14 protein-coding genes are annotated in these 19,635 nt (G+C 75.8%); 11 read left to right on the forward strand and 3 right to left on the reverse strand.

What is annotated here, in order from left to right; all coding sequences use genetic code 11:
• The first annotated feature begins 92 nt into the window (after nucleotides 1-92).
• From ACFWJ4_RS26135 to ACFWJ4_RS26150, 4 genes are all read left to right on the forward strand, one after another.
• Nucleotides 93-740, forward strand: coding sequence for an RNA polymerase sigma factor (locus tag ACFWJ4_RS26135; protein ID WP_380547576.1), 648 nt, complete (start codon nucleotides 93-95; stop codon nucleotides 738-740).
• A 104-nt stretch (nucleotides 741-844) separates the two neighbouring features.
• Nucleotides 845-1,930 carry a CU044_5270 family protein gene (locus ACFWJ4_RS26140; protein ID WP_380547579.1) on the forward strand — a complete coding sequence of 362 codons (1,086 nt, stop codon included), beginning with the start codon at nucleotides 845-847 and terminating at the stop codon, nucleotides 1,928-1,930.
• Nucleotides 1,931-2,136: 206 nt separating this feature from the next.
• Nucleotides 2,137-3,819 (forward strand): amidohydrolase, encoded by a 1,683-nt coding sequence (locus tag ACFWJ4_RS26145; protein WP_380547581.1) that lies wholly within the window; start codon nucleotides 2,137-2,139, stop codon nucleotides 3,817-3,819.
• Nucleotides 3,820-3,851: 32 nt separating this feature from the next.
• On the forward strand, nucleotides 3,852-4,637 hold the full coding sequence (locus tag ACFWJ4_RS26150) for a LuxR C-terminal-related transcriptional regulator (RefSeq protein WP_380547584.1): 786 nt from the start codon (nucleotides 3,852-3,854) through the stop codon (nucleotides 4,635-4,637).
• Between the two features lie 78 nt (nucleotides 4,638-4,715).
• Here ACFWJ4_RS26150 and ACFWJ4_RS26155 read toward each other — a convergent pair whose 3' ends face one another.
• Both ACFWJ4_RS26155 and ACFWJ4_RS26160 read right to left on the reverse strand, forming a co-directional pair.
• A complete protein-coding gene (locus tag ACFWJ4_RS26155) occupies nucleotides 4,716-5,615 on the reverse strand; it encodes a hypothetical protein (RefSeq protein ID WP_380547587.1) in 900 nt (299 codons plus the stop codon).
• Between the two features lie 50 nt (nucleotides 5,616-5,665).
• Complete coding sequence (locus ACFWJ4_RS26160) at nucleotides 5,666-5,992, reverse strand: metal-sensitive transcriptional regulator (RefSeq protein WP_380547638.1); 327 nt, start codon at nucleotides 5,990-5,992, stop codon at nucleotides 5,666-5,668.
• Between the two features lie 184 nt (nucleotides 5,993-6,176).
• Between ACFWJ4_RS26160 and ACFWJ4_RS26165 the strand changes: the two genes are divergently transcribed.
• Entirely contained in the window at nucleotides 6,177-8,423 is a 2,247-nt protein-coding gene (locus ACFWJ4_RS26165; RefSeq protein ID WP_380547589.1) for a heavy metal translocating P-type ATPase, read from the forward strand.
• A gap of 155 nt (nucleotides 8,424-8,578) precedes the next feature.
• On the opposite strand, the gene ACFWJ4_RS26170 is transcribed toward ACFWJ4_RS26165, so the two are convergent.
• Nucleotides 8,579-10,366, reverse strand: coding sequence for a serine/threonine protein kinase (locus ACFWJ4_RS26170; RefSeq protein WP_380547592.1), 1,788 nt, complete (start codon nucleotides 10,364-10,366; stop codon nucleotides 8,579-8,581).
• A gap of 241 nt (nucleotides 10,367-10,607) precedes the next feature.
• On the opposite strand from ACFWJ4_RS26170, the gene ACFWJ4_RS26175 reads away from it, so the two are divergent.
• From ACFWJ4_RS26175 to ACFWJ4_RS26200, 6 genes are all read left to right on the forward strand, one after another.
• Nucleotides 10,608-14,780 carry a hypothetical protein gene (locus ACFWJ4_RS26175; RefSeq protein ID WP_380547595.1) on the forward strand — a complete coding sequence of 1,391 codons (4,173 nt, stop codon included), beginning with the start codon at nucleotides 10,608-10,610 and terminating at the stop codon, nucleotides 14,778-14,780.
• A 136-nt stretch (nucleotides 14,781-14,916) separates the two neighbouring features.
• Complete coding sequence (locus tag ACFWJ4_RS26180) at nucleotides 14,917-15,339, forward strand: hypothetical protein (protein ID WP_359905463.1); 423 nt, start codon at nucleotides 14,917-14,919, stop codon at nucleotides 15,337-15,339.
• Nucleotides 15,336-16,277: a nucleotide exchange factor GrpE gene (locus tag ACFWJ4_RS26185; protein ID WP_380547598.1), complete on the forward strand. Its 942-nt coding sequence runs from the start codon at nucleotides 15,336-15,338 to the stop codon at nucleotides 16,275-16,277. Before ACFWJ4_RS26180 ends, ACFWJ4_RS26185 begins: the two co-directional genes overlap by 4 nt.
• Nucleotides 16,278-16,308: 31 nt before the next feature.
• On the forward strand, nucleotides 16,309-18,885 hold the full coding sequence (locus ACFWJ4_RS26190; protein WP_380547601.1) for an Hsp70 family protein: 2,577 nt from the start codon (nucleotides 16,309-16,311) through the stop codon (nucleotides 18,883-18,885).
• On the forward strand, nucleotides 18,882-19,250 hold the full coding sequence (locus ACFWJ4_RS26195) for a hypothetical protein (protein WP_380547603.1): 369 nt from the start codon (nucleotides 18,882-18,884) through the stop codon (nucleotides 19,248-19,250). The genes ACFWJ4_RS26190 and ACFWJ4_RS26195 overlap by 4 nt, the downstream gene beginning before the upstream one ends.
• Nucleotides 19,251-19,349: 99 nt before the next feature.
• Complete coding sequence (locus tag ACFWJ4_RS26200) at nucleotides 19,350-19,589, forward strand: chaplin (protein WP_380547606.1); 240 nt, start codon at nucleotides 19,350-19,352, stop codon at nucleotides 19,587-19,589.
• Nucleotides 19,590-19,635: the final 46 nt, after the last annotated feature.

Consider the following 19,635-nt stretch of genomic DNA (forward strand, 5'->3'; position numbering starts at 1 on the left):
CCTGTACTGCTCGGACGGACGGGGGAGTTCCTGTGACGCACGTCACCGGAACCCGGGCGCCGGACCGGGCAGGGCAGAGTGTGGAAGCACTCATGAGAACGCGTCTTCGCCGCGGCGACCCCGACGTCCTGGGCGAGCTGTACGACGAGCACGCCCAGGTGTTGTACCGCTACGCCCTGCGCGTGACGGGCGACTGGGCGGAGGCCGAGGACGTCGTCTCGACGACCTTCCTGGAGGCGTGGCGCGGCCGGGAGCGGCTGCACCCCGACGGCGACGGGCTGCGCCCGTGGCTGCTGGGGATCGCGACCAACGTCATGCGCCGCAATGCCCGTGCCCGTCGGCGCCGTGACCTCGCGCTCGCCCGGATCCCGGAGCGCGGTTCGGTCCCGGACTTCGCCGACGACCTGGTCGCGCATCTCGCGGACGTGGAGCAGTTGCGTGCCGCCCGCCGGGCGCTCGCCCGGCTCCGGCGCCGCGACCGGGAGGTCTTCACCCTCGTGGTGTGGGCCGGACTGGACTACGCGAGCGCGGCCGAGGCGCTCGGCACGCCGGTCGGCACGGTCCGTTCGCGACTGTCCCGGGCCCGCGCCCGACTGCGCGAACTCACCGAGGCCGAGGCCCATGCCGAGGCCAGAGCCGCGGCCAGGGCGCACGCCAGGGCCCGTGCCGCCGTCCCCGCCCTGCCCGTACCGGGCCGCCTGCCCGCGCTCCGGCCGTCGACCCAGGAGAGCCACGGATGAACGCCGTCCCATGGCGCGGTAGGCCGCGCCCGTCGTCCGGGGAGCCCGGAGAGCCCGGAGAGCCCGAAGAGCCCGGGGGGCCCGAGGAACCCGGGAGATCGGACGTGTCCGAGGAGTCCGAGCGCCGCGAGCTCGCCGAGCTGCTGCCGCCGCCGGCGGTGCCCGGCCTGGGCGCGGATCGTCAACTGCTGCTGAGGGAACAGGTGTTGCGCCGGGCCGCCGCATCCGCGGAGCCGCCGGGCCGCCGCTCCGCCCCGCGGGCCCCGTTCCGGCGTCCGGCAAGGTTCCGGATCGCGGTGCCGGCGCTGGCCTGCGCGCTCGCGGTCGCCGGTGTCCTGGCGGTGGACCTCGGGGGCGCGGGGACGGCCGGGCGCGACCGTACGGTGGCGCAGGGCGGTGCCGCCGTCGCCTCCGAAGCGGCTCGGCTCCTCGACCGGATCGCGCTCGCCGCCGCGGCGGGGCCGGAGCAGCCGACGGTCGGCGCCGACCGGTTCGTCTTCATCGAGAGCAGGGTGGCCTACGCCGCGCAGAGCGCGGCGGGCGGCCCTGTGACGATGGCTCCCGCGCACACCCGGCAGGTCTGGCTGTCCGCCGACGGCAGCCGTTCCGGCCTGCTGCGCGAGGAGGGCGGGCCCGACACCCGGCTCGGCGAGGACGGGCCGGTTCTCCTCCTCGACCGGCCGGGGGCGTCGCCGCGGCCCGACGCCTCGCGCGGGAGCGGCCCGTCGATCGGCGAACCGACCCACGCGTACGTCGCCTCCCTGCCCACCGACCCGGACGCCCTGCTGAGGCTGATCCGGGAACAGACCCGCGGTGCGGGCCAGGGCGGTGCGGGCCAGGACCCGGACCAGCGGGCCTTCGCGGCGATCGGCGACCTGCTGGCCGAGACCTGGGCGCCGCCGCGGGTCAGTGCCGCGCTCTACCGGGCCGCCGAGCGGATCCCCGGGGTCACCGTGGTCCCGTCGGCCGTGGACGCCGCCGGCCGGGAGGGCGTCGCCGTGGCCCGTACGGCGCACGGGCGGCAGACGCAGTGGGTCTTCGACCGGACCACGTACGCGTTCCTCGGCGAGCGCACGGTCCTCGGCGAGGCCGGCGAGGCGGGGCCGGCCGGGACGGTGGTCGGCACGTCCGCGGTCCTCGTCAAGGGGGCGGTCGACCGCGTCGGCGAACTCCCGCGGGCGGCAGGCTGATCCGGGCCGCCGCCGCACGGACCGCCGCACTGACCGCCGTACTGGCCCCGCCCACCTCGCCGGGCCCGCGCGCATCGGTGGGATGACCGATGTGCGGGCGGCGGGGGCGCGGCCATAGTCCTGACAGGAGCGTCCGCGGGTGGCCGCGGTGCGCCCGGTTCCCGAAAGGACGTCCTGTGGACACGTGTGCGGCGTATGCGGATCTGGTGTTTCTCGGCGGGCGGGTGGTCACGGTCGACGCGGACTTCTCGGTCGCCTCGGCCCTGGCGGTGACCGGTGCGGTCATCAGCGCCGTCGGCGGAAAGGAGGACGTCGCGCCGCTCATCGGGCCCCGCACCCGGGTCGTCGACCTGCGGGGGGCGACGCTGCTTCCCGGCATCAACGACTCCCACCTGCACGGATGCGCCTTCGGCATGGCGACGCCGCCGCTCTCCCTCGACCTCGGCCACCCCGCGGTGTCCTCGCTCGGGGACGTGGCCGAGGCGGTGCGGGAGGCCGTCGGACGCACCCCGGCCGGGCAGTGGACCACGGGGCACGGCTGGGACACCGGGTACCTCGACGAGTGCCTCCTGGATCCGTCGCGGCAGCCCTCGCGGCACGACCTCGACGCCGTGAGCCCGGACCACCCCGTCGTGCTGTACTCCTTCTCCGGACACGCCACCTGGGTCAACTCCAAGGCCCTGGAGCTCATCGGGATCGACCGGAACACCGTCGCCCCACCCGGCGGAGCCGTCGTGGTGGACGAGGCGGGGGAGCTCACCGGGCTGCTCCACGAGGGGGCCCAGGCCCTCGTCCGGAACGCGCTGCCGCCGCTCGGCCGGCAGGAGCGGACCGATGCGATCAGGACGACCCTCGCCACCCTCGCCCGGCTCGGCGTGACCAGCTACACGGAGCCCGGGCTCGGCCCCGGCGGCGAGGGCATCATGCGGGGCGCGCTCGGCGAGGAGACCCTCGACGTGTACCGCCGACTGCTGGCCGACGACGAACTGACCGCCCGCGTCGGCGTCCTGCTGCTGCCCACCGGCATGGCGAGCACCACCGAGGAGTTCGCCCGCGGCCTCGCCGCCCTCGGTGAGCCCGGCGACACGGACCCGCGCCGCCTCGCGGTCCACGGGGTCAAGGTCTTCGCCGACGGCATCGTCCCCAACAGGACGGCCTGGATGCACGAGCCGTACGTCGGCGGCGGCTGCGGCTCCCTGTGCGTCGGCGGCGACACCGACAGCGAGCGGACCGCCGGGATCGGGGCCATGATCCGGCTCGCCCACACCGCCGGGCACCAGCTGGGCGTCCACGTCACCGGCGACCGGGCCATCGACACCGTCGCGGACGCCTTCGCCGCGGCCATGGCCGAGCACCCGCGGCCCGACGCCCGCCACTACGTCATCCACGGCGACTTCCTCACCGCGCACAGCATGGAGGTGCTGGCCGCGCACGGCTTCGGCGTCAACATGAACCCCACCATCAAGTGGACCGTCGCCGACATGGAGGAGGAACTCGTCGGCGCCGAGCGGGCCGCGTACGCCTGGCCCTACCGCGACGCCGTCGACGCCGGCGTGCGGGTCACGAGCGGATCCGACGCGCCCGTCACCCACCCGGACTGGCGCCAGGGCGTCGCCACCATGATGCTGCGCGAGTCCAAGGCCGCCGGCCGGGTCAGCGGCCCCGAGCAGCGCATCGGCCTGGCCGAGGCGCTGCGCACCTACACGATCGACGCGGCCTGGCAGGACTTCGCCGACGACTGGAAGGGCTCCCTGGAGCCGGGCAAGGCCGCGGACCTGTGCGTGCTCGACGGGGACCTGCTCGCCGCCGACCCCCGCGACATCCCGACGATGCCCGTCGTCCTCACCGTCATGGACGGGCGGATCGTGCACGACGCCCTGCGCGATTGACGTAACTCCGGGCACATGATCATCCTTGGACGGTGGCGGCGGAGCGAAGCGGGGCGGAACGCAACGGGACGGACATCCTGGACGCGGCCGTCCGGGTCCGCGAGGCCGCCAGGGGTGCCGCGGCCGGTACGACCGGCCTCGACGCGGTCCTGGCGGCGCTGTCGGAGGTGATGGAGTACGACCACGCCTCCCTGGCCCGGTGGGATCCGCTGCGCGGGCACCACACCACCCTGGCCGGGAGCTACCCGGACGACGCCACCGCGTACATCGAGACCCGCCTGCACCACGATCCGGTGTTCCCCGTGCTCCGCAGTCCGGCCCGGGGCGGCCTGTGGCTCGGGGATGTCCCCGGGCGGCTCCTCGCGGCCTCCCCGGGCTTCCGGGAGGTGCTGCGCCCCCTCGGCATCGAGGACGGCGTGGCCCAGTGCCTGTTCGCCGTCGACGGCCGGTACGTCGGGATGCTGAACGTGAGCACCCGTCGGCCGCGGCGCGCGCCCGATCCCGCCCGGGCCGTGGTCACCCTGCTCAGCGAGGCGCTCGCCGCGGCCGTCGCCCCCCGGGCGGCCTCGCGGCCCGAGGACGCGCCCGCGGCCGTCCTGCCCGCGTCGTCCCGGCCCGGCGGACTCTCGCCCCGGGAGCTCCAGGTCCTGGCCGAACTGACGGCCGGCCGCACCAACCGGGAGATCGCCGAGCGGCTGTACATCACGCCGCGCACGGTGGGGACCCACATCGAGCACATCCTCGCCAAGCTCGACCTCCCCAACCGTGCGGCCGCCGCGGCCCGGGCCGCGGCCTGGGGGATCGGCTGCTCCCGCTGACGCGGACCGGCGGCCCGCGGCCGTAGGAGCGGGGCGGTCGGCGCGCGGGGTCGTCCGGCACCCTGCGGACGGGCCCGCTCAGTGCTGGTGGTCGGCGGGGGCCGGGGTCTCGGCGGCGCCGTCCGTCGTCACGGTGAAGGCCGCCGTGCGGACGGTGTCCTGGTGCTTGAAGTCCAGGAAGAGGCGGTAGCCGCCGGTGCTCGGGGCGGTGGTGGTGAAGCCGATCTCCGGGCCCGGGGCGCCGGTGTCCGGGTGGACGTGCAGGTAGGCGAGGTCGCCGGCGCGCAGCGCGACGAGGTGGCCGTACGCGCCGAGGTAGGGCTGGAGGTCGGTGACGGGCCTGCCGTCCTTGCTGACGCTCAGGGTCAGCCTGCCGCTGCGCCCGGGCGTGAGGTCGCCGCCCAGGGTGACGGTGTAGCCGTCGACCGTGACGGTCCGTCCGGTCTCCGGCAGCGGGGCGGGCCGCAGGTCGCCCGCGGCGTGCAGGTCGGCGCCGAGGGTGAGTCCCTCGGCGGTGCCGGCCGGGGTGAAGTCCGCGAGGACCCGGTACTCCCCGGCGGCGGGGACGGCGGTCCGGGCGCTCCAGGTGCCGTCGGCGGCCAGGGTCGGGTGCAGGTGCTGGAAGGTCGACAGGTCGCGCGGGGCGACGATCAGGTGCAGGTCCTTCTCATGCTCCTGCTGGTAGGCGGTGACGGGTTTGCCGTCGCTGCCGAGGATGCGGAAGCGCAGGTCGGTGGGGGAGCCGGCGGTCACGAAAGGGTTCTCGACGCTGAGCGTGTAGCCGCGCTCGGAGATCTGGAGCCCGCCGGGCGGGTGCTCGGCGCCGCCGCCCGACTCCTCGGTGTGCCCCGCGTGCCCGGCCATGGCGGGGACGGGGGAGGGGCCGCCGCTGCCGGTGGCGTGGCCGACGCCGAGGGCGAGGCCGAAGGCGGCGGCGAGTCCGGCGGCGAAGGCGGTGATGCGCAGCGGGGTGTTCATGACGCGGTTTCTCCTCGTGGCGCGGAGCGAAAGGGGGGTGGGGCGGGCGCTCAGGCCCGCATGAGCCGGGCGATGGCCTGCGTGGCCTCGGCGACCTTGGCGTCCGCCTCGGCGCCGCCGGCCGCGATGGCGTCGTGGACGCAGTGGGCGAGGTGGGAGTCGAGCAGCTGCAGGGCGACCGACTGGAGGGCCTTGGTGGCGGCCGAGACCTGGGTGAGCGTGTCGATGCAGTAGGTGTCGGTGTCGACCATGCGCTGGAGGCCGCGGATCTGGCCCTCGACGCGGCGCAGTCGGCGCAGCAGCCGGTCCTTGTCGTCGTGGTAGCCGGCCATGGGGTCCTCCTCGGGGTTCCGCGGGGTTCGATGCCTTGAGTGAATACCCCATGGGGGTATCGAGTCAAGCGGTCGCCGTCCCGGAAAAATACCTGCCAGGGGTATCGCTCAACCCTTGCGGTCGATACCCCTCGGGGGTATAAATGAACCCGGCACCGCCCGATACCCCTCCTAGGTATGAAGGCCCGGCCGCCGAACGTACCGCACGACGACGTCACGAGGAGCGACGATGACTACCCAGGCACCCGCCTCCGCGGAGGTGGAACTCTCGATCGGCGGAATGACGTGCGCCTCCTGCGCGGCCCGCATCGAGAAGAAGCTCAACCGGATGGACGGGGTCACCGCCAGCGTCAACTACGCCACCGAGAAGGCGAAGGTCTCCTTCGAGGGCGGGGTCGAGGTCGCCGACCTGATCGCCACCGTCGAGGCCACCGGCTACACCGCCGCGCTGCCCGCGCCCCCGGCCGCGGCAGGCGGCGCGGACGCCGAGCGGTCCGGGCCGGCCGACGAACTGGCCCCGCTGCGCCAGCGGCTGTTCACCGCGGTGGCGCTCGCGGTCCCGGTGATCGCGATGGCGATGGTGCCGGCCCTCCAGTTCGACAACTGGCAGTGGCTGTCGCTGACCCTCGCCGCCCCGGTCGTCACCTACGCCGCCTGGCCGTTCCACCGGGCCGCGTTCACCAACGCCCGGCACGGCGCCGCGACCATGGACACCCTGGTCTCGCTCGGCACCCTCGCCGCGTTCCTCTGGTCGCTGTGGGCGCTGTTCCTCGGCGACGCCGGGATGCCGGGCATGCGGCACGGCTTCGAGTTCACCATCGGCCGCAGCGACGGCTCGTCCAACATCTACCTGGAGGCGGCGGCCGGCGTCACCGCCTTCATCCTGGCCGGCCGCTACTTCGAGGCGCGCTCCAAGCGCACCGCCGGGGCCGCGCTCAAGGCGCTGCTGGAACTGGGCGCCAAGGACGTGACGGTGCTGCGCGGCGGAACCGAACTGCGCATCCCGATCGCGGACCTCGCGGTGGGCGACCGCTTCGTGGTCCGGCCGGGCGAGAAGATCGCCACCGACGGTGTGGTGGTCGAGGGTGCCTCGGCCGTGGACGCCTCGATGCTGACCGGCGAGTCCGTCCCGGTCGAGGTCGGGGTCGGGGACGCCGTCACCGGTGCCACCGTCAACGCGGGCGGGCGCCTGGTGGTCGAGGCCACCCGGGTCGGCGCCGACACCCAGCTGTCCCGGATGGCCAGGCTGGTCGAGGACGCGCAGAACGGCAAGGCCGCCGCGCAGCGCCTCGCCGACCGGATCTCCGCGGTCTTCGTGCCGATCGTGATCACCCTCGCGGTGGCCACCCTCGGCTACTGGCTGGGCACCGGCGAGGGCTGGACCGCCGCCTTCACGGCAGCGGTGGCCGTGCTGATCATCGCCTGCCCGTGCGCCCTCGGCCTGGCCACCCCGACCGCCCTGCTGGTCGGCACCGGCCGCGGCGCCCAACTGGGCGTCCTGATCAAGGGCCCGGAGGTGCTGGAGTCCACCCGCAAGGTCGACACCATCGTCCTGGACAAGACCGGCACCGTCACCACCGGCCAGATGACCCTGCTCGCGGTGCACACCGCCGAGGGCGTGGACCGGGCCGAGGTGCTGCGCCTGGCCGGCGCCCTGGAGCACGCCTCCGAGCACCCGATCGCCCGGGCGATCGCCACCGCCGCCGCCAAGGCCGGCGAACTGCCCGCCGTCGAGGGCTTCGAGAACGTCCCGGGCCTGGGCGTCCAGGGCGTGGTGGACGGCCACGCCGTGGTGGCCGGCCGGGAGGCCCTGCTGAACGCGTGGTCGCAGCACCTGCCCGAGACGCTGGCCGAGGCCAAGCGCACCGCCGAGGCGGCCGGCCGCACCGCGATCGCGGTCGGCTGGGACGGCGAGGCGCGGGCCGTGCTGGAGGTCGCCGACGCGGTCAAGCCGACCAGCGCCGAGGCGATCGGCAAGCTGCGCGCACTGGGTCTGACCCCGGTGCTGCTGACCGGCGACAACCGGCTGGTCGCCGAGGCCGTGGCGGCCGAGGTCGGCATCGCGCCGGAGCACGTGATCGCCGAGGTCATGCCGCAGGACAAGGTCGACACCGTCAAGCGGCTGCAGGCCGAGGGCAAGGTCGTGGCGATGGTCGGCGACGGCGTCAACGACGCCGCCGCGCTCGCCCAGGCCGACCTGGGCCTGGCGATGGGCACCGGCACCGACGCCGCCATCGAGGCCGGCGACCTCACCCTGGTCCGCGGCGACCTGCTGGCCGCGGCGGACGCCATCCGGCTCTCCCGCAGGACCCTCGGCACCATCAAGAGCAACCTGTTCTGGGCCTTCGGCTACAACGTCGCCGCCCTGCCGCTGGCCGCGGCCGGGATGCTCAACCCGATGATCGCGGGGGCCGCGATGGCCTTCTCCTCGGTCTTCGTGGTCGGCAACAGCCTCCGGCTGCGCCGCTTCCGCTGAGCGGCCCCCTCCGCCTCCGCCTCGTCCGCGCTTCCGCGGGGGCCCCGCGTCCGTCCGGGCGCCGAGGCGCCGAGGACCCGAGCCACTCCCCACCGCCGGGCCGAGGCCCCGGAACCCCGCAAAGGGTTCCGGGGCCTCGGCGTCGGTCCGGCCGATCAGTCCTCCGGCAGCCCCACCGCCTGCCAGCGGTACGCCGCGTCCTCCTGCCACACCTGCAACTCGCCCTCCACCACCGCCGCCAGGCACAGCCGCCAGTCGTCGCCCATGGCCAGCGCGACCCGGGTGGCCGGGCGCAGCGTGGGCCGCCACCAGCGCGGCCGACGGGAGGCGCCGCCGGCCGGCAGCCGCAGCCGTACGCCGCCAGCGCCGGCCAGTGCGACGGTCGGGCCGCCGCGGTGGCCCACCATGGCGATGCCGAGCGAGGGCTCGCCGTCGCCGATCTCGGTGCCCGCCCCGGCCGCGCCGAGGGTGTGCAACTGGACCGAGCCGTCCGCCCGCAGAGTGGCGGCCTGCGGTCCGGCGGAGGTGCGGGCCAGCGCCCCGGCGCGCAGCGGCCCGGCCGGGCCCACCGGGACGGGCGGCCGGGCGGCGCCGGGCCGCCAGCTCAGCACCCGCTCGCGGTGCTCGACCAGCAGCAGCCAGGCACCGGGCCGCTCCTCCTCGGCGGCGAGCACCCGGTCGGCCGGGCAGCCGGGGTGTTCCTGCCCGGTCAGGGTGCGGCCGGGGGCCCAGCGGTAGGAGCGCAGCGCGCCGCCGGCCGCCGTCCAGACCGTCATCTCCCCGGACGAACCGACCGCGCCCGCCAGGCCGTTGACCCCGCGCGCCGCCTCCCACCAGCCGGTCGCCGTACCGACCCACAGGGTGCCGCCGCGGTCCTCGGCGCAGACCACCAGCTCGGCCTGGGGGCCGGCCCAGCCGGCGCTCAACTCCCGTACGGCGGAGAGGCCCTGGCCGGCAGGAAGGCGCCGGTCGCGGCTGCCCGGCCCGGTCAGCGCGGTGCCGTCGGCGCCGCCGGTGACCACCAGCGGCCGCCCGGCCGGGTCGGGCAGCACGGCCAGGCCCGCGGTGCGGGCCACCGGCCGGTGGCCGCGCAGCAGTTCGCGGCCCCTGGCGGCCCACGGGCCGAGCGGGGAGGGACGGCGGTCCGGCTCGCGGGCCAGCGGCTCGCAGGCCCAGCGCGCCAACTCCTCGCCGTAGCCCGCGGCCAGCAGTTCGGCGCGGGCCTGCTCGGCGGCCAGCCGGTGGTCCAGCCGGCCGTGGTCGGGCAGCAGCAGGGTGCGGGCGAGGGTGCCGACCGCGAACAGGTCCTTGGCGGTGGTCGGGAAGCCGCCCACCTGCTCGGCCTCCGGCGGGACGTGCCCGGGGGTGAACACCGCGACCGTCAGGGTGTGGTCCAGCGGGGCGAGGAAGGTCAGGTCGATCAGCTTGACCTGCCCCTGGCCGTCCACCAGGACGTTGGCGGGGGAGATGTCACGGTGCACCCAGCGCTTGCGGTGCAGCTCGTCGACGATCCGGCAGAGCCGGGTCAGCACCTCCGCCACCGCCGACGGGCCGCCGCGCTGGCCGCGCGCCCAGGTGTGCAGCGGCGCGCCCTCGACCCAGGGCGAGATCTGGTAGCCCAGCAGCGCGCCGCCGGGCGGGGTTCCGGGCCGGTGCGGGGAGGGGCCGAGCAGGAAGCTGGGCACCACCAGGTCGGTGACGCCCAGCCGGTGCGCGTTGTGCGAGACGTCGTCCCAGCGGCCGAGCCAGCGCCGCACCTCGGTCGGGTCGCGCTCCAGCATGATCTTGGCGGCGACCAGCTCCTTGCGCCCGTTGTGTCCGGTGCGAACCGCCCGCCACACCTCGGCCTCACCGCCCCGGTGGTGGAACTCCAGGAGCTCGTACTGCTCCGGGTCGAACTCCGGCCCGAACCGGAGCCCGGGCACCCAACGCGACTCCGACACACGACCCCCGACGCTACTGACCGCTGTGGACGCGCTGTTGGCGCGCTGCTGTTGAGCCGCTGCCGTGCTGCCGTTCCGCCGGCGACGCGATGCCCAGGATAGTGCTCTTTCCTGTTCGTCCGTCCGATCGAGGGCCTATTCTGATGGCGCCCGGGCAACATCACGACACGACGTCAACTCATGATCGCCCAAAGACAGTTGATCATGCGATGGTCGGTGTCCGAACACAGGGGGACGGTGCATGGCACTGATAGCGGTGCTACTGGTCGTGCTGGCGCTGGCCGGTGCGGTCGCCGTCGTCCTGGCCCGCCGCCGACGGACCCTGGACGCCCAGGCGGTGACGAAGGCCCTGGCCGCGGCCGCCGAACGGCTCGCCGCCGGCCGGGCCGCCCAGGCCCGCCGCCGCTACGCCCGGCTGGCCCGCCGACTCGCCGACGCCCCCGAGGAACTGCGCCCGCAGCGCGGCCTCGCCCTGCTCGGCCAGGCCGACGCCACCGTTCCCACCGGCGACCAGCAGGCCACCCTCGCCCTGCACCGCGAGGCCTACCCGCTGCTCGCCGACCCGGCCCGGCAGCTGCCCCGGTGGAGCCTGCGCCGCCTCGCCGAGGAACGGATGCGGGCCCCCGAGGGCGACCTCGGCCCGCTGCTCGCCTTCCTCCGGGCCACCGCCGCGGGCGCCGAGCCCGGCGAGGAGGCCGAAGCCGCCGCCCGCACCGTCGACTGGCTGCAGCACCGCTGCCGCGAAGGCGCCCCCGACCAGCGCGAACACGTCACCGCCGCCGCCCTCGCCGCCCTGCCCGGCCGGGACTGGCCCGTGCTCGCCCGGGCCGCCCTGCTGTGCGCCACCGACCGGGCCGCCGACGCCGAGGCCCTGCTCGCCGCCGCCGCCCCCACCGGCAGCGGCGAACTCTGGTTCCGCTGGGGCGCCCAGCTCTACACCCTGCACCGCGACCGACCCGCCGTCACCGCCTTCGACGAGGCCCTGCGCCGCGGCCCCGGCGAACCCTCCCCGTGGGGGCGCGGCCCGGCCCTGCGCACCGACAGCCTGCTCTTCCGCGGCCTGGCCCGCCAGCGCCTCGGCGCCACCGAGGAGGCCTGGGCCGACCTCGCCGCCGCCGCCGGCGAGAGCCCGACCGACCCCCGCCCCCGCTACGCCCTCGGCCGGCTCGCCCTGCTGCTCGGTGCCGACGAACCGGCCCGGGAGCAGTTCACCGCCGCCCTGACCGTCCGGCCCGACTTCGCCCCGGCCCGGTTCGGCCTCGCCCTGGTGCACGAGCGGGCCGAACGCCCCGCCGAGGCCGCCGCCGACTACCGGGCCGGCCTCGGCGGGGCCCCCGACTGGCGCCCCGCCAGGGTCCGGCTCGGCGCCGCCCTGCTCGCCGCCGGCCAGGCCGAACAGGCCGAGCCGGTCCTGCGCGCCGAGGCCGACACCGAACCCGGAAGCCGCTGGACCGCCGTCGCCGCCTTCCACCACGGCCTCGCCCGCGCCCGCGCCGACGACCCGGCCGGCGCCCTCGCCCGCTGGGAGTCGCTCGACGACGAGGACCTGGGCCCCCGCCGGGCCCTGGCCCGCGACCGGCTCGCCCGCACCCGCCTGGCCACCGACCCGACGGCCGCCCGCGAACTCTGGCAGCAGGCCACCGCCGACCACCCGGCCGCCCCCGGCTACCGGGCCGCCCTGCGCGAAGCCGCCCTGCGCGAGGCCGCCCACCTGCTGGTCACCGGCCGGGACCACGCCGAACCGCGCGCCCGCGCCGCCGCCGCGCTCGCCCTCGCCGACACCCTGCCCGGCGCCCTCACCCACCGCCAGGCCCGGCTGCGGGCCGCCCTCGCCCTGGCCGAGGGCACCCCGGAGCCGGTCACCACCCTGCTCGACGCCGGCAGCGGCCTGCGCGACCGCTACCACCTGGCCGCCGTCGCCCTGCTGGCGGGACGCCCGGCCCGGACGATCGCCCTGCTCGGCCCGCCCGACCCGGCCGGTGACCCGGCGACCGCCCGACTGCGCGCCCTGCTCGCCGAACGGGCCGGCAACTGGGCCGCCGCACTGGACTGGTACCGGTACTTCCTGGCCTCGGGCACCGCGGCGGGCGCGGCGCCCACCGGCGACTGCGCGCTCTGCGACCGCCCCGCCGCCGGCACCTGCGGCGGCTGCGGCCGCGAGGCCTGCACCGACCACCAGCACACCCCCGAGGCCGCCGGCTCGGCCCGCTGCGTGCGCTGCGCCACCCCCGCCCTGCGCGCCGTCCTCGACTGCGCCCGCCGGGCCGGCACCCCCGAAGAAGCCGAACCCGTGCTCGCCCGCTGGGCCGAGGCGCTCGGCGAGGGCGCCGCCGCCGCGGCCGTCCGGCTCGACCTCGCCCTGCTGCGCGCCGAACTCGGCCGGCTGGACGACGCCCTGGCCGGCCTGCCCGCGGACGCCGGGACGGCCCGCGCCGCCGTCCTGGTCCACCGGGCGGGCGCAGCCCTCGCGGCCGGGCGGCTCGGCCCGGCCGCCGTCGACCTGCGCCAGGCGCTCCGACTCGCCCCCGGACACGAGCTGCCGGGCCGCGAGCGGGCGGCCGGCGCACTCGTCCTGCTGGCCGAGCACGAGGCGCACCAGGCCGCCCTCGACGGCCGCCACCGCGAGGCCTGGGAGGTCTACCGAGAGCTGCTGGTCAAGGACCCGGCCCACCCCCGGCTGCTGCACGCCCTCGGCCTGGCCGGCTACCGGCTCGCCGCCGCTGCCTTCGCCGCCTCCGGCACCCCTGATGCGCCTGGCGTCCCCGACGTCCCAGGCGCCCCCGGTGCCCCCGACTCCCCCGGCGAAGAGGTCTGGGCCTGGACGCTCGGCTGCCTGGTCGCCGCCCTGCACCAGCCCGAGCTGTGGACCGAGTCCGCCCGGATCACCGGCCGCACCGCCGAACCCCAGCGGCTGGCAGCCGCCCGCGCCGCCCTGCTCGACCGCCTCCGCGACGACCTGCGCGCCCTGGACCGGGCCGCCGGACGCAGCGGCGACGAGGTCACCGCCTGGACGCTGCGCCTCGGCATGGAGGCGCACTGCGCGGACGCCTTCGCCCAGGAGGACATCCGGATCACCCTGCCCGGCCGCCCGGCCCGCCGTCTCGCGCTCGGCCCCGCGCTCGAAGGGCTGCTCCGCGACGATCCCGAACTCCCGGGCTGGGCCGAGGCCTTCGAGCAGGCCGTACGGGCCTGGCGGCGGCCCGCCGGCCCCGACGCGCCCGCGCCCACCCGGGCCCTCGGCCTGTTCGGCGACCTCGGCGCGCAGCGCTACCTGCAGCTCCAGGGCCGGCAGGCCGCCGCCGTCGCCGCCCTGGACGCGGTGCCCGAACAGCGGCGCGGCGAGGACTGGCAGTCGCTGCTCGGCGAGTCCCTGGTCAGCCAGGCCCGCGAGCACCACCGCAACCAGGACTGGCGCGAGGCCCTGGAGAGCCTCACCCGCGCCCGGTCCGTCCCCGGTGCCAGGCTGCCCGCCGACGCCGCCGTCATCGCCGCCGAGTCCGGCCTGCGAGCGGCCCGCGCGCTGCTCAAGAACAACCTGGACGACCAGGCGGGGGCCGCCGAACTCCTGGAGAAAGCCCTGGCGTTGGCCCCCGACGACCCCGAGGTGCAGGGTGACCTCGGTGCCACCTACGCCCAGTGGGCGCGCAAGATCAACAACGAGGACAAGGACTACCCCCGCGCCCTCGCCCTGCTGGAGAAGAGCCTGGAGCTGGCACCCGGCGACCCGACCGCCCGCCACTTCCTGGAGGCCGCCCTCGGCAACCGGGCCGGCCAGCTCAGCCACGCCGACGCCACCGACGCGGAACTCGTGGAGGCCGCCGAAGCCTGGCGGGCGCTGATCGAACTCAACCCCGATCCGGACCACCGGCTCGGCCTCGCCTTCGTGCTGCGCCAGCTCGCCCGCTCGGCCGCCTTCGCCGACGACCGCCGGCGCGCCGTCGAGTGGATGGCCGAGGCGCTGCGCGCCGACCCGGAATGGGAAGGCGGGGTCGAGCAGGAGGCCCCGCGCCGGGTCTCGGTGATGCTCGCCAACCACGTGGTGGACGGCATGGAGGACCAGCCGTTCACCGACCAGGCCGCGATGCTCCAGAGGGCCAGGTCCTACGACGACTCCACCGACATCCGCCGGCTGATGGTCAGCGTCTGGCGCGGCAAAGCCATCAGCCACTACGAGGGCCGCCGCTACCGCGCGGCGATCCGGCTGCTGGAAGAGGCGCTCGAACTGTCCGGCACCGCGGAGGACACCGACAAGCTGCGCCGCGAACTCGGCATCGTCTACGGCTCCTTCGCCGTCCAGCAGGCCAATGCCCGAAAGCTGCGCGAGGCCCGGGACCTGGCCCGCAAGGCCGTCGAGTACAGCCCGGACGACGTCGAGCTGCACGTCATGCAGCGGCGGATCAACTCGCTCTACTGACGGCAACCGCACGGCAGTTGACGTCGTCCTAGACCGTACGCCGCAGACCGCAGACCGCAGACCGCCGGCCTCAGGCCGTCACCCGGGCCGCCACCCCGAGCCGTCCCCGACACCGCGAGGAGAGAGACCGCCCGCCATGCCACTGAACGAACCGTCGCCGTACGAGGTCCTGGGCATCCCGCTCACGGCCGGCGTGCGCGAGATCAACCTCGCCGTCGGACCGGCGATGCGGGCCGGCCGGTACACCCGCCAGCAGATCCAGGAGGCCGCCGCGCTGCTGCGCAACCCGGACCGGCGCCTGGAGGCGGACCTCCAGCAGCCCCTCCCGCCCGAGCCGGTCGACCAGGCCGCCGAGCTGCTCGCCCCCGCGCTCGCCGAGCCGCTGCTGGTGATCGAGCGCCCACCGCTGCCGCCGGCCGCCCTTCCCGCCCTCCACCGCGCCGAGCTGGCCGCCGACTTCGCCGAGCCCGCCCCCGGCGGCGCCGACCCCGAACCGCCCGTCCCCGCCCGTTACGCGGCGGACCTGTCCGTGCTGCCGCAGATCGAGGTTCCCGAATGACCGACGCACCCACCGGCGCGCCCGCCGACTCGCTCGCCGACGCACCCACCGGCGCGCCCGCCGACCCGCCCGCCGACCCGCCCGCCGACGCACCCACCGGCGCGCCCGCCGCAGACCCGCTCGACGGCCGCCGGCGGCTGGAGATCCCGCCCGGCGTCGAGGACGTCGACCTGGAGCAGGCGTTCGGCCGGCTGCTCTTCCGGGCCTCGCTGCTGGGGAGCAAGCTGACGGAGCAGAAGCAGGCCGCCCGGGCCGAGCAGCGCGAACTGCTGGGCATCCTGGTCGAGGTGGACGACGCGCTCGCCGCCCTCGGCCTGGACCGCGAGCTGGTGGCGCTCGGGCGCGGCGCCGGACTGGAGGCCACCCGGCGGCGGTTGCTCGGGCAGCTTGCCAAGGCCAAGGTGCGGCCGATGCGGCTGGAGGGCATGACGGCGGACCCGGACCTGACCGAGATCGTGGGCACCGAGCCCCGCGCCGGGGTGGCGCCGGAAACGGTGGTGCGGACGGTGGTGACCGGGTTCTTCTGGGGGGACGAAGTGCTGCGCCGGGCCCAGGTGGTGGTCGCCGCGCCGGAGCCGGATCCGCGGCCGGAGCCCGGGGACGGGCCGGTGGAGGCCGCGGCGGAGGACTTCCCGCCGCCGCTCCCGGAGCCGGAGCCGACCGAAGCCACCGAAGCCACCGAGGTCACCGAAGCCGCCGAGACCGCCGGGACCGCCGCACCCGTCGAGCCCGAGGCGCCGGAGACGCCCGAGGCCGCCGAGGCCGCCGAGGCCGTCCCGCCCGCCATCGCCCCCGCGTTCGCGACCGCGACCGCGCCCGCCGCCGTCGACCCGATCACCCGGGCCCAGCCCAAGGCGGCCCCGCCCCGGGCCCGCCGCCGGGGCAAGGCCGTGGCCAAGCAGGCCAAGCAGGCCAAACAGGCCAAGCGCAAGAAGTAGCCAGGACCACGAGGGGCAAGAGGGGAACGACATGTACCGCACACTCGGCATCGACCTGGGCACCACCAACTCGGTGGTCGCCCACCTGCGCCGGGGCGAGCCGGAGATCATCTTCAACCGGCAGAACCAGGAGGCCACGCCCTCCGTGGTCGGCAGCGGCCGCAAGGGCGAGCTGCTGGTGGGCTCCACCGCGCGCAGCCGGATCGCCGTCGACGGCGTCAACGTGATCCGCTCGGTCAAGCGCTTCATGGGCCGCAAGTTCAAGGACCCGCAGGTGCAGGCGGCCCTGAAGGAGGTGGACTACAAGGTCACCGCGGGCACCGACGGCGACGTCAACGTCTGGTTCAACGGCCGCTCGTACACCCCGATCGAGATCTCCGCGATCATCCTGCACCGCCTCAAGGAGGACGCCGAGCAGCGCTTCGGCGAGCCCTTCCACCGCGCCGTCATCACCGTCCCCGCCTACTTCGGCGAGCGGCAGGTCGCCGCCACCCAGGAGGCGGGCCGGATGGCCGGCCTGCACGTGCTGCGGATCATCAACGAGCCGACCGCCGCCGCCCTCGCCTACGGCATCACCTCCGAGGCGGGCGACGAGGGGCGGACCGTCCTGGTCTACGACCTCGGCGGCGGCACCTTCGACATCTCCATCCTGCTGCTGGTGCCCGGCTCGGTCTCGGTGCTCGGCATCGAGGGCGACAACCTGCTCGGCGGCGACGACTTCGACCGCGGGATCACCACCGCGCTGCTGGAGGACATCCGCGAGGAGTACGGCGCGGAGTACCAGCCCGACCTGCGCGACCGTCCGAAGATCGCCGCCACCGCCGAGACCATCAAGATCGAGCTCTCCAACCAGGAGTCCTCCGAGGTCATCCTGCCGGGCCTGGGCGCCGGGCAGCTGGTGCTGGAGACGGAGTTCGAGCGGGCCCGCTTCGAGGAGCTGATCGAGGCCCGGATCGAGCGCACCATCGAACTGACCCACAAGGCCATCATGCAGGCCAACCTGACGGTCGGGGACATCGACGAGGTGGTGCTGGTCGGCGGCTCGACCGCGATCCCGCTGGTCGCCCGCCGGCTCGGCGAGGTCTTCGGCCCGCGCCGGATCCGGCGCGGCGTCAACCCGATGCAGTGCGTGGCGCTCGGCGCGGCCGTCCAGTCCGCGCTGGTCGGCGAGGTGGAGTGCCCCGAGTGCCGGGCCCCCGGCGACCTGTCCGCCTCCAACTGCGCCAACTGCGCCACCACCCTGCTCGGCGGCGCCCGGGTCTCCTGCCCGACCTGCCACATCCCGGTCGACGCCGACGCCGCCGCCTGCCCCAAGTGCGAGCGGGCGCTGGACGGTTCGGGCGTCACCGGGGCCGGCGCGACGGTCCCGCAGCAGACCCGGGCCACCGCCGTGGTGCACGGCGGCAACTGCCCGCGCTGCGGCACCCCGGCCGCCCCCGGCGTCACCGCCTGCGAACTGTGCGGCGAGCCGCTCAACTCGGCCGCCCCCGGCCACACCAAGGTGGCCGGCACCGCCGCCGAGGACGTGGGCCTGCGCTGCGCCTCCTGCGGCCTGGTGAACCCGCCCGGCTGCGAGGTCTGCCCGGGCTGCGGCGAGCTGGCGCAGGTCACCAACCCGTTCGACATCACCCCGAAGAACCTCGGCATCGAGCTGAACGACGGCCGCCTCGCCGTCATCATCCCCAAGAACACCAGCTACCCGACGAGTTCGCCGGTCAGCCGGGAGTTCGTGGTCTCCGGCAGCGGCCGGCAGCGGCTGGAGATCGCGGTCTACGAGGGCGAGCACGAGATCGCCCAGCAGAACGAGTTGATCGGCCACCTGACCCTGCGGCTGCCCGAGGGCCTGGGCGGCCGCACCCCGGTGGAGGTCTCCTTCGGCCTCGACCGGGACCGCACCATCACGCTGTCGGTGCGGATCCAGGGCGGCGCCGAGAAGACCGTCAAGCTGGAACGGGTCACTCTCGACCCCGAGTTGAAGGTGCAGGTCGAGGAGCAGCAGCGGCAGATCGAGTCCTTCACCGACCGCTGGGGCGGCGAGCTGACCGAGGCCGAGATGCGCGAGGCGCAGCGGCTGATGGACAGCCTGGACGACCTGGCGGCCGGGCAGACCCGGGGTCGGTCGGTGGACGCGGCGCTGGAGCGGGCCCAGCAGCAGCTCAAGGCCCAGCGCTGGGTGCGCGGTTCGGAGGCGTACCTGAGCCTGTTCATCCACTACTGCGAGAAGCACCTCGATCCGAGCGACCTGGACCGGTTGCGGTCGGTGGCCGCGGAGCTGCGGCTGCGCCGCGAGGCCGCCGACTGGGAGGGCGCGGTGCGCGCGGCCCAGCGGGCGGACGAGCTGTGCGACGCGCTCGGGCACACCATGCGGATGCTGACCATGTGCAACGTCTACGTGACCCAGAACATGGTCTCGCCCGCCCTGGGCCAGCTGATCATGGCCGAGCTGCGCGGGCTGGACGAGGCGGTGGAGGCGCCCAACATGGCGGAGGTCAACACCCACATGTCGAATCTGCTGGCCCTGTACGCGCAGGCGCAGCGGGAGCTGGGCAGCGAGCCGGCCCAGGAGTCGCTCGGCCCGGTCCGCCCCGAGGAGGCGGGGCCGCGATGAGCGCCGTGGAGGCCTTCCCGCAGGTGCCGGAGGTCCCGGCGGCCCCGGGGGTCCAGGGGATCCCGGACGCGCCGGAGGTGCCGTGTCCGCTGTGCAGGGTCCCGGCGGATCCGCAGACCCTGCGCTGCCCCTCCTGCCGGGAGGATCTGTCGGTGCTGTTCCGGCTGCGTTACGCCGGACGGATCGACTACAACCGGGCGCTGGACGCCCTGGCGGCCGGGAACGGGCCGCTCGCCCTCGGCCTGCTGCACCGCGCGGTGGCGGCCGAGCCCGGGCTTCATCCGGCCCGGGAGCTGCTGGAATCACTGAACGTCGCCGCTCCCGCGGTGGCGGCGCGGGTGGGGCGGGAGGCCGACACGCCCTAGAACGGGGCAATCCGGCGTGCGGAGGAGCTGATCGCTTGTGATCGTGGGCGAGGTGTGATCGTCACACTTCGACCCGCTCTGCTCACAAGGAGTGACGCAATGCGTATGCGTACCACCTTCGCCGCCACCGCCCTCGCCGCGGCCGCGGTCCTCGCCGGGGCCGGCACCGCCTCCGCCGGTGAGGCCACCGCCAACGGTGCCGCCATCGGCTCGCCCGGCATCCTGTCCGGCAACGTGATCCAGGTTCCGATCAACCTGGAGGCCAACGTCTGCGGGAACTCGATCGGCATCATCTCGCTCCTCAACCCGGTCACCGGCAACACCTGCATCAACAAGTGACCCTGTGCGCTGGGGCCGTCCGTCGACCGCGACGGCCGGCCCCAGC

The sequence above is a fragment of the Kitasatospora sp. NPDC127067 genome (assembly GCF_042724755.1).
In the GTDB taxonomy this organism is placed as follows: Bacteria; Actinomycetota; Actinomycetes; order Streptomycetales; family Streptomycetaceae; genus Kitasatospora; species Kitasatospora lactacystinica.

What these genes read in the sequence shown, in the direction of transcription:
- ACFWJ4_RS26180 (WP_359905463.1), top strand. Translation starts at nt 14,917, where the DNA reads ATGCCACTGAACGAACCGTCGCCGTACGAGGTCCTGGGCATCCCGCTC.
- ACFWJ4_RS26165 (WP_380547589.1), top strand. Translation starts at nt 6,177, where the DNA reads ATGACTACCCAGGCACCCGCCTCCGCGGAGGTGGAACTCTCGATCGGC.
- ACFWJ4_RS26195 (WP_380547603.1), top strand. Translation starts at nt 18,882, where the DNA reads ATGAGCGCCGTGGAGGCCTTCCCGCAGGTGCCGGAGGTCCCGGCGGCC.
- ACFWJ4_RS26135 (WP_380547576.1), top strand. Translation starts at nt 93, where the DNA reads ATGAGAACGCGTCTTCGCCGCGGCGACCCCGACGTCCTGGGCGAGCTG.
- ACFWJ4_RS26200 (WP_380547606.1), top strand. Translation starts at nt 19,350, where the DNA reads ATGCGTATGCGTACCACCTTCGCCGCCACCGCCCTCGCCGCGGCCGCG.
- ACFWJ4_RS26175 (WP_380547595.1), top strand. Translation starts at nt 10,608, where the DNA reads ATGGCACTGATAGCGGTGCTACTGGTCGTGCTGGCGCTGGCCGGTGCG.
- ACFWJ4_RS26190 (WP_380547601.1), top strand. Translation starts at nt 16,309, where the DNA reads ATGTACCGCACACTCGGCATCGACCTGGGCACCACCAACTCGGTGGTC.
- ACFWJ4_RS26185 (WP_380547598.1), top strand. Translation starts at nt 15,336, where the DNA reads ATGACCGACGCACCCACCGGCGCGCCCGCCGACTCGCTCGCCGACGCA.
- ACFWJ4_RS26155 (WP_380547587.1), bottom strand. Translation starts at nt 5,615, where the DNA reads ATGAACACCCCGCTGCGCATCACCGCCTTCGCCGCCGGACTCGCCGCC.